10 protein-coding genes are annotated in these 9,095 nt (G+C 76.1%); 4 read left to right on the top strand and 6 right to left on the bottom strand.

The features are described from left to right. Positions 1-12: 12 nt before the first annotated feature. From E1289_RS10180 to E1289_RS10195, 4 genes are all read right to left on the bottom strand, one after another. On the bottom strand, positions 13-207 hold the full coding sequence (locus E1289_RS10180; protein WP_131977981.1) for a hypothetical protein: 195 nt from the start codon (positions 205-207) through the stop codon (positions 13-15). 71 nt (positions 208-278) lie between these two features. Then, positions 279-731 (bottom strand): hypothetical protein, encoded by a 453-nt coding sequence (locus E1289_RS10185; RefSeq protein WP_131977984.1) that lies wholly within the window; start codon positions 729-731, stop codon positions 279-281. Between the two features lie 348 nt (positions 732-1,079). Then, entirely contained in the window at positions 1,080-1,754 is a 675-nt protein-coding gene (locus E1289_RS10190) for a DUF1990 family protein (protein ID WP_131977987.1), read from the bottom strand. Beyond that, entirely contained in the window at positions 1,751-3,085 is a 1,335-nt protein-coding gene (locus tag E1289_RS10195; RefSeq protein ID WP_165970408.1) for a DUF1990 family protein, read from the bottom strand. The genes E1289_RS10190 and E1289_RS10195 overlap by 4 nt, the downstream gene beginning before the upstream one ends. A gap of 315 nt (positions 3,086-3,400) precedes the next feature. Between E1289_RS10195 and E1289_RS10200 the strand changes: the two genes are divergently transcribed. From E1289_RS10200 to E1289_RS10210, 3 genes are read left to right on the top strand one after another with little or no spacing between them, the layout of a single operon-like run. Further along, a complete protein-coding gene (locus E1289_RS10200; protein WP_131977994.1) occupies positions 3,401-4,216 on the top strand; it encodes a carotenoid biosynthesis protein in 816 nt (271 codons plus the stop codon). After that, the gene (crtI, locus tag E1289_RS10205; protein WP_131977997.1) at positions 4,204-5,655 is read left to right on the top strand and encodes a phytoene desaturase family protein; all 1,452 of its coding nucleotides are present in this window, start codon (positions 4,204-4,206) and stop codon (positions 5,653-5,655) included. The genes E1289_RS10200 and crtI overlap by 13 nt, the downstream gene beginning before the upstream one ends. Positions 5,656-5,675: 20 nt before the next feature. Beyond that, entirely contained in the window at positions 5,676-6,815 is a 1,140-nt protein-coding gene (locus E1289_RS10210; RefSeq protein WP_243712730.1) for a glycosyltransferase family 2 protein, read from the top strand. Here the strand turns inward: E1289_RS10210 and E1289_RS10215 are convergent. Next, positions 6,766-7,362, bottom strand: a complete 597-nt coding sequence (locus E1289_RS10215; RefSeq protein ID WP_131978000.1) for a glycerol-3-phosphate acyltransferase — start codon at positions 7,360-7,362, stop codon at positions 6,766-6,768. The two genes, E1289_RS10210 and E1289_RS10215, sit on opposite strands and share 50 nt — an antisense overlap. Between E1289_RS10215 and E1289_RS10220 the strand changes: the two genes are divergently transcribed. Then, on the top strand, positions 7,337-8,071 hold the full coding sequence (locus tag E1289_RS10220; RefSeq protein ID WP_243712731.1) for a spheroidene monooxygenase: 735 nt from the start codon (positions 7,337-7,339) through the stop codon (positions 8,069-8,071). The two genes, E1289_RS10215 and E1289_RS10220, sit on opposite strands and share 26 nt — an antisense overlap. A gap of 5 nt (positions 8,072-8,076) precedes the next feature. Here E1289_RS10220 and E1289_RS10225 read toward each other — a convergent pair. Beyond that, a partial coding sequence (locus E1289_RS10225; RefSeq protein WP_347813569.1) for a phosphate acyltransferase occupies positions 8,077-9,095 on the bottom strand: 1,019 nt, incomplete at its 5' end.

Here is a 9,095-nt window from a genome sequence, read left to right on the forward strand (position 1 = left end):
AGAAGACGCCCGTCAGGACTCGGAGAAGTCGTCGCGGGACAGCCCCTTCTCCGACATCCTGTCCTCCAGCTCGGCACCGAGTTCCGTGCGGGTATCGGGCCGCCGGCCGCGCTCCTGGTCCGGGTCCCGGTCGGGATGCCCGCCCGGCTTCATGACGACCTGGTCGGTGTCGTCGGTCTTCGGTGCGTTCTCCTCCGGAGTCGTCATCTCCGCCCCCTAGATCGAATGGGTCGCCGGCGCTTCCCCTGCACGGCGCTGCTACCCGGCGAGGCCCCGCTCTAACGACCGGCGTCCCGGCCGGCCGTCACCGCGGCCTGGCGGTGCAGGGCGGACGCGATCTCCTCCAGCCGCCGCGCCGCCGCCGGGGAGTCGGCGAGGGTGAGGGTCAGCCCGGGGTGGCGCAGCAGGCCCGTCGGCTCCGCGCCGCGAATCGGGCGGTGGAAGCGGATGCACACGCCCCGCTCGGCGCTGGTGCCCAGGGTGAGCCCGCGGTCGGCCCACGAGATGCGCACGCCCGCCGCCTTCCACGCGGCGTAGGGGCCGGTCACCTCGGCGCCGGCGATGTTCTCCAGCGGCGAGCGCACCGTCCAGGGCCCGAAGCGGACGACGAGCCTGGACGCGGTGATCAGGGCATGGCACGTGTCCGGGCGGACTCCGAGTAGCGACAGCGGGCGCCGCAACCGCTCGTCGAAGGCGAACTCGTAACGCTCGGCATCGTTTTGTGAAGGCATGAGCACTCCCCGTGAACAGGTGTTTTGGGGTGACTACCCACGTCCGTCACGGCTACCGCGGGCGACTCCGGGAATTCATGTGCGGTTCCCGAATGTTCCGCGACATGGTGGGCACTGGGCAACGAACCGCCGGCCTCGGGGTGCCCGGCGGGTGGCAGGTAGGAGGAAGCGTGCCCTACACCTCATTCCGTGGACGGACCGACAGCGGCGACGCCGCCACGCCAGTGAAGCCGGCCCCGGCCCCCGGCGGACCGCCCGGGCCGGGGGAGAACCCGGCCCGCCGTGGCGCGCCGGGCTGCGGGGAAGACGGCGACGTCAAGCCCGAGCGGTGAGCCCCGGGACGCGGCGTCAGCGGAGTTCCTCCCGGGGCTCTTCGCGAGGCTCGGGCCGGTGGACGGCGAGCCCGGCCTTCGTCAGCGCCTCCATGCGCCGGCATGCCCGCCTGTAGAACTTCACCTGGACGTGCCGTCCGAAGACCCTGAAGCCGAGGCGCACGATGGGGTTGGGGTCGGGCGAAGGCTGCGAGAACGCGTGGATGTGGAACTCCACCTCGCCGGTGTCGAGCCATTTGCGGACCTCCTGGTCCATCTGGCCGCGTTCGAGGTGACCCTTCAGCGTCCGGTAGTTCCAGCCGTACACCCTCGCCCGGCGTCCGTCCTGCTCGACGACGCCGTCGACGACGCTTCCGACGCGCAGCCCGAGGTGGAAGCGCAGCCCGTAGAACCGGGCTTCGAGGAGCATGTCGCGGCCCGGCCCGGGCGGGCCCGAGTGGCGGATCCTCCGGATGATGGCCGGATCCGCGTACTGGTAGTCCTGGACGAGACGGCGGGCGGTCTCCCAGCTCCCCCCGGGGACCGGCGGGCCGGGCGGCTCGGACGGCAGCGGCTGCCGGTAGTCGTCGACGTGCCAGCCGCGTTGCGGGCGGTGCATGTCGTACCGCCCCGGATCGAAGTTGAGGGGACGCCTCGGCAGTTCGCCGTGCAACCGCCGCATCCGCCGCTGGGCGAGCCGGCTCCGTCTCATCGCGACGACTTCACCGGCCGCCGGTCGCGTGCGGGGCGCCGCTCCCGGGCCTGCCGTGCTCGGCGTGCGGTGGCCTGGACGGCGGCGTAGGTGGGGCCGCGCACCTGCTGCAGCAGGCCCGTGGGAGCCAGTTCGCGGATGGGGTGCAGGGCCGGATTGAAGCGCATGGGCTGCTGGTCGTCGCCCCGGGCCGGTCCCGTGAGCCGCAGTTCCCCGAACCGCTCCCAGGGGCCGAACTCGGTCGCCACCACGAGGTCGAACCGCAGCGGCCGCTCGTCCACCGCGTGCGCGAGCGCCTCCAGGCGCGCCGGGACGGCGGGCTCCCACTGCCCGACCGCGCCGAGCAGGACCTTCCGGTCACCGACCCGGTAGGCGAGCAGTGAACCGTAGAAGGCGGGGCTCCACCTGGTCATGGGGCGCAGCAGGCGGCGGCCGAGCACGGAACGTCCGGTCGTGGCCAGCAGCAGTTCGGCGGTCGACCCGTCGGGGACGTCCGCCTGCGGCCAGCGCAGCGCCAGGCCCAGGATGTCCGGCAGCGCCGTCGGCAGTCCCACCGCCCGGGAAAGGCGGGCGTGTCCCCGCACCTCCGCGGCGTCGTCCAGGAAGGGGACGCCCCAGTACTGGCCGGTCCCGTTCAGGCTCAGCGTCGCGTCGAACACGAGCCCTTCGGGGTGCAGCGGCCGGTCGCCGCGCAGCCGGGTCGCGAGGACGAAGGTCCGGGTGAAGGCCGCCGTGACCACCCGGGTCAGCGGATGCCGCCCGTTGCCCGGAACGTCCGTCCGCTCGGTCTCGACGGCCACGTCACCGACCATCCGCCCGCCCGAGAGCTCGGCGACGCGGCCGCAGAAGTGCGCCCACATGTGCAGCTGCATCTCCTTCGCGATGCCCACCCTGGCGTAGAGGAGCTCCGCCAGCCGGTCACCGCTCCGCGCCCAGGACTCGATCGTGAACACGAGGTCGCCCTCGCCGGTCCGCACCGCCCGGAACTCGATCTCCCCGGCTTCGAGGTGGCCGTGCAGGGTCGCGAACCGGAACGACTCCGGCGCGTGCTCCACCACCCGCAGCGGGCAGTTCCAGGGGCCCGGCATGTGGACGTCGTACTCGTCCCCGATCTCCAGGGACCCGGCGGCTCCCGAGATCTTGTCGAAGACGGCGACCTCCACCGGCGTCGCGGCGTTGAGGTCGTCGCCCACCCGCTTGATCAGCTCCGCGGGGGTCAGCGGGCTGCCGGAGATGCGGACGACGTACCGCCGCTGGAAGACCGGTCCCACGCCCTGCCGCGCGTCCTGCACCCTGTCCCCCTCGTGGCGCGGGATCCGGTCGACGTCCATGGGCGCCTCCGTGTGCAGCCTGGTCCGCGGTGTCCGGCGGGAACGCAGCAGCCACCGCCATGCCGCGATCCCCATGCCCGCGGGCCAGCGCACCGCACGCGCGCGCCACAGCCAACGTCCTCGCACCGCGTTCCCCCCGGATGTTCGCCCTCGTCGTTCCGCCCGGCGTCCTGGGGAGACGCGCCGTGGCCTACCCCGCTCGACCAGGCCGAACCATGAACCCCGGGGACGGCGGCCCGGCCTCCGGCGGGTGCTGCCCGCGCTCGGTCCGGGTAGGGGTGCATCCGTGGCGGTGCCTTCTCGCGAAGGCCGGGTATGGGGGATGTGCGTGGGCGATGGCTCGACCGGCACGTGCGCGCGGCCGGCTGGCGCGTGGCCGGTGCCGGGCGGCGGTCGCGGACCTGGGTGCTCGCCGGCGCGGGGCTGCTGGGATCGATGGTGGTGGCGCAGGTCCTGTCGGGCGTGCGTCCCGCACCGATCCGGCTGACGAGCGTCGTCGTGGTGCTGCTGGCGTCGAGCGCCGTGGCGTTCCTCGCCGGGCGGGACGGGGCCGGCCGCGCGCTGGGAGCCTTCGGCGCCGCGTCGGGCGCGGGGTACGCGGCGGAGTGGATCGGCGTCCGCGCGGGCGTCCCGTTCGGGGAGTACTCCTACACGTCGCTGCTCCGGCCCCAGCTGGGCGGGGTGCCGGTGATCGTGGCGCTGGCCTGGGGCGGCATGGGGCTGGCCGCGCACGCGGTCGCCACCGCGATCGTCCCGGAGAGCGGGCCCGGGCGCTGGGCGGCCGGGGCGTTCGCGCTGACGGCGTGGGACCTGTTCCTGGACCCGCAGATGCTCCGGCTGGGCCTGTGGACCTGGGTGCACGAGGGCCCGTACCGGGGCGTGCCGATCAGCAATCTCGCGGGCTGGCTGGTGGTGTCGCTGCTGGTCATGGTGCTGCTCGACCTGGTCGCCGGGCGGCCGGGGGCGGCGGCGCCCGGGGGGCTCGTCGCGATCTACGGGGTGATGGCGGCGATGGAGACGCTGGCGTTCGCGGCGGTGTTCGAGCCGCCCGACCGGGGGGTCGCGGTGGCCGGCGGGATCGCGATGGGGACGTGCGCCGTCCTGGCGTGGAGGCGTCGATGGCCGAGGTGATCGTGGTGGGCGGCGGCGTCGGCGGGATGGTCGCCGCGCTGCTGCTGGCGCGCGGCGGCCACCGGGTCCGGCTGTACGAGCGGCTCGACCGGCTCGGCGGGAAGCTCGCCGAGCGCGAGCGCGACGGCTTCACCTTCTCGCTGGGGCCGTCGCTGCTGACGCTTCCGGGGATCTTCCGCGAGCTGGGCGTCGGGCGCGAGCTGGTGGAGCCGGCCGAGCTGTGCCGCTACCGCTTCGCCGACGGCTCCGAGCTGCGCGCGTACCGCGACCCGGTCCGCATGGCGGCCGAGGTCGACCGGCTGGCGCCGGGGGAGGGGGCCTCCTGGCGGGCCTTCCACCGGTGGGCCGCGGCGTGCCTGGACGCGTCCCAGCGGACGTTCTTCGCCGGGCCGCTGGGCCGCCGTCCCGAGCAGGCGCGGCTCGGCGACCTCCGCGCGGTCGCGCCGGGCCGGACGCTGGACGGCCTGGCCCGCCGGTTCTTCCGCGACCCGCGGCTGCGCCAGTACGTCGGCCGGTACGCGACGTACGCGGGGTCGAGCCCGTACCGTGCGCCGGCCGCGCTCGGCTGCGTCCCGGCGATCGAGCACGGGGACGGCGGCTGGTACGTGCTGGGCGGGCTGCCCCGGCTCGCCGACGACCTGACCTGCCTCCTGATCGACGCGGGCGTGGACATCCGCACCGGCACCGAGGTGGCGGAGGTGGCCGCCGACCGGTCGGCGGTCTCGGGCGTGGTGCTCGCCTCCGGCGAACGGGTGGGCGCCGACGCGGTGGTCGTGAACGCCGACGCCGCGGCGCTGTACGGGCGCCTGCTTCCGGATCGCCGCAGGCTGCGCCGGCTCGCCCGGCTCGGCCCGTCCTCGTCGGCGTTCCTGCTGCTCGCCGGGGTGGCGGGGCGCACCGAGGGGCTGCCGCACCACTCCGTCGTCTTCTCGGCCGGCTACCGGCGCGAGTTCGGCGACATCTTCGACCGCGGGGTGCCGCCCCGGGACCCGACGATCTACATCGGATGCTCGGCGGTGGACGACCCGTCGCAGGCCCCCGGCGGCGCGGAGAACTGGGTGCTGCTCGTCAACGTCCCCGCGGGCGATCCGGGCCGCTGGCCGGCGTCCCCGGACGCCTACGGGGAGCACGTCCTGGAGACGCTGGCGCGCCGCGGCCACGACCTGTCGGGGCGGCTGCGGTTCGTGGAGACGTTCACCCCCGCGGACCTGCGCGACCGGTACGGCGCGCCGGGCGGCGCGATCTACGGCACCGCCTACCGCGGCGCGCTGGCGCCGTTCCGCAGGCCCGGCAACCGGGGGCCGCGGCGCGGGCTGTACCTGGTCGGCGGGTCGGCGCATCCGGGCGGCGGGCTCCCGCTGGTCGCGATGGGCGGCCGGATCGTCGCCGCCCTCGTCGAGGCGGACCTGCCGGCGCGGACGGGCGCGAAGGCGAGCTGAGGGGCCGGGATGAGGAGGGCGTGCTGCGGGTGCTGACCGCGTGCCAGGCGGTGGCCGCCGGGGTGGTGGCCGCGCGGCTGTCGCGCGGCCGGACCCGGCCCGCGCCGCTCGTGCCCGGGGCCTCGGGACCGCCGCCGCAGCCGGTGTCGGTGGTGATCCCCGCGCGGGACGAGGAGGCCCGGATCGAAGGCTGCCTCCGGCCCCTCCTCGCGGACCCCCACGTGTCCGAGGTGATCGTCGTGGACGACGAGTCGCGCGACGGCACGGCACGGCTCGCGGCGCGCCTCGGCGCCACGGTGGTCCCGGGGATGCCGCTCCCGGACGGCTGGGTCGGCAAGCAGTGGGCGCTGCACCAGGGCGTGTCGGCCGCGTCGGGCCCCATCGTGGTCCTGCTGGACGCCGACACCCGCCCGAAACCGGGGCTCTGCGCGGAACTCGCCGCGCTGGTCGGAACGTCCGGCCGAGCACCCGGCCGGCTGGTGTCGGCCGCCCCCCGGTTCGTGTGCGGCGGCACCGCCGAGCAGGCCCTGCACGCCTCGTTCCTCGCCGGCCTCGTCTACCGGTTCGGGCCGGTCGGCCCGGCCGCGGCACCGGACCGGCTCCTGGTCAACGGCCAGTGCATGGCCTTCCGGAAGGAGCCACTGCTGCGGGCCGGTGCCTTCGAGCGCGTCCGCGGCAACCTCACCGACGACGTCGCGCTGGGCCGGCTGCTCGCCCGGGACGGCTGGACGGTCGCCTTCCGCGACGCCGGCGCCCTGCTGGAGGTCGACATGCACGACTCGGCCGCCGGCGTGTGGCGCGAATGGGGGCGGTCGATCTCGCTCCGGGACGTCACCACCGGCGGCGCGCTGGCCGCCGACCTCGCGGTCGTCTGGCTGACCCTGGCCCTGCCGCCGCTGCGGCTGGCGACGGGCCGCCCGACCCCGCTGGACCTCGGCCTCCTCGGCCAGCGCCTGCTCCTGCTCGCGGCCCTGCGCCGCAGCTACGCGCGTCCGGGCGCGGGCCTGGCGCTGTCCCCGCTCCTCGACGCGCTGACCGCGGTGCGCCTGACGTGGTCGGTGCTGCGGCCGGCGCGCACCTGGCGCGGCCGCGGCTACGCCCGCCCGCCCGTCAGGCGCGGCGCCCCGCCACGGCGGCCTGCCCGAAGCGCAGCCCGATGAGGCACATCAGCGCCCCGGTCGCCGCGACGTGCGCGGCGGGCGCGAAGAGGAGCTGCAGCACCGGCAGCGAGAACACCGCCACGCGCGCGCCCCAGGCGAACGAGCGCAGCGCGAGGCTCGTGCCGGTCAGCAGCGCGAGGCCGAGCGCGAACGCTGGCGGGCAGATCACGGCGAAGCCACCGGCGAACGTGAGGATCGAACGGCCGCCGCGCCGGCCCGCGAACACCGGCCAGGCGTGCCCGGCCATCGCGGCTGCGACGGCGGCGTACACGGGCAGGACGCTCGTCCCGGTCACCGTCCCGAGCGTGCCCGTGGAGCCCCCGCCCGCGGCCAGCCCGACCAGGCCCGCCGCCGTGCCCTTCAGCATGTCCCCGGCGAACACGGGGACGGCGGCCTTCCGGCCGAGCTGCTCCATGACGTTCCAGAAGCCGGGGTTGCGGTCGCCCGCCTCCCGCGGGTCCAGGCCGTGGGCGCGCCCGACGAGCACCGCTACCGGCACCGAGCCGAGCAGGTAGCCGCCGATGACCGCGACGAGCAGGGGAGCCACCGATCCGAGCGTCATCGCCTCGTTCCACCTCATCAGGTACGCGGGTGCGGACGCCATGCGGTACATGGCGTTCGACCGGCCGGAGCTGCGCCGCACCGCCGGGCTGCCCTTCTGGCGGCTGCTGGGCACGGGCCGCGGCCGGTCCATGAGCCTCGGCGCCGACCTGCGCCGCTGGGCGCTGTTCGCCGTGTGGGACGGGGAGCCCGCGCTGGAGGAGTTCCTCGCGCGCTCGCCGGTGGCCGGACGGTGGCGGGACGAGGCCGCGGAGTCGTGGCATGTCCGGCTCGCCCCGCTCGCCTCCCGGGGCCGGTGGGGCGGCCGCGACCCGTTCGCCTCCGCCGGTACCGCCGCGAACACCGCCGGCGGGCCGGTGGCGGTGCTGACCCGGGCGTCGATCCGCCCGCGGCGGCTGGTGGCGTTCTACCGGTCCGTCGCGGGCGTGGACCTCGACCTGCGCCGCCAGGACGGCTGCCTCGCCTCGATCGGGGTGGGGGAGTGGCCGCTGGCCCGGCAGGCGACCTTCTCGCTGTGGGAGGACGCGGCCGCCATCGCCCGGTTCGCCTACCGGGGCGACGCGCACCGCACCGTCATCGAGCGGGTGCGCGGCGAGGACTGGTACAGCGAGGAGCTGTTCGCCCGGTTCGTCCCCTACGGGAGCCAGGGGACCTGGGACGGCCGCGACCCCCTGCGCCGCCGCGGCGCGGAGTGAGCTCCTCACCCGACCGGCCCCACGGAAGCGCGGTCCGCCACCGGCGGGGGCTCGTGCACCGGCGGGGGCTCCTCCGCCGCGCCCAGCTCGGAAGCGACCACGCAGGCGCGGGCGATGGCGGCCGACCCGGAAGAGCCGTGCGCCACCACGACCGTGCCGCTCAGGCCGAGCAGGGCGGCGCCCCCGTGCGTGTCCGCCGTGTAGAGCCGCGCGACCTCCGCGAGCCGCGCGGGTGGCGCGATTCCGGCGTTGGCGACCATCTCCAGGGTGGTCCGGACGCAGCCCTCGATGTTCTTCAGCACGACGTTGCCGGTGAAGCCGTCCGTGACGAGCACGTCGACCGTCCCTGCCAGCACGTCGTGTCCCTCCACGTTGCCGTGGAAGCGGACGGGCAGGCCCGGCAGCAACCGGGCCGCGCCGCGGGCCAGCCGGTTGCCCTTCCCCGGCTCGGTGCCGACGGACAGCAGGCCCACCGATGGGTCGGGCACGCCGAGGACGTTCCTCGCGTACGCGGCACCCAGCAGGGCGAACTGCGCGAGCATCTCCGGGGTCGGGTCCGACGTCCCGCCCGCGTCGACCAGCACGGTCGAACCGGTCAGCGTCGGCAGCGCCACGGCCAGCGCCGGACGCAGCACGCCCGCCCGCCGCGCGAACGCCCGCACCGCGCACGTCACCACGGCGCCGGTGGACCCGGCCGAAACGAACGAGCCGCCCCGCCGCCGCGCCGCCGCGCATCCGATCACGAGGCTCGACTTCCGCCGGGTGGCGGCTCCCGCGCCGCGCTCGGCCATCGGCACGACCTCGTCCGCGTGCAGGACCTCCACCTCACCGGCGCCGCCGTGGCGGCGCAGTTCGTCCGCCACCTCGTCCGCCCGCCCGGTGAGCACCACCGGGACGCCGTGGTCGCGGTGCGCGGCCAGGGCTCCCGGCACCGTCGCCGCTGGCCCGTGGTCGCCGCCCATCGCGTCCAGCACCACCGGGCGCCGCGCCCCGCCTCCGTCAGCCGCCGAATCCATCTCAGCCC

It is taken from the genome of Actinomadura sp. 6K520, assembly GCF_004349245.1.
Lineage (GTDB): Bacteria > Actinomycetota > Actinomycetes > Streptosporangiales > Streptosporangiaceae > Spirillospora.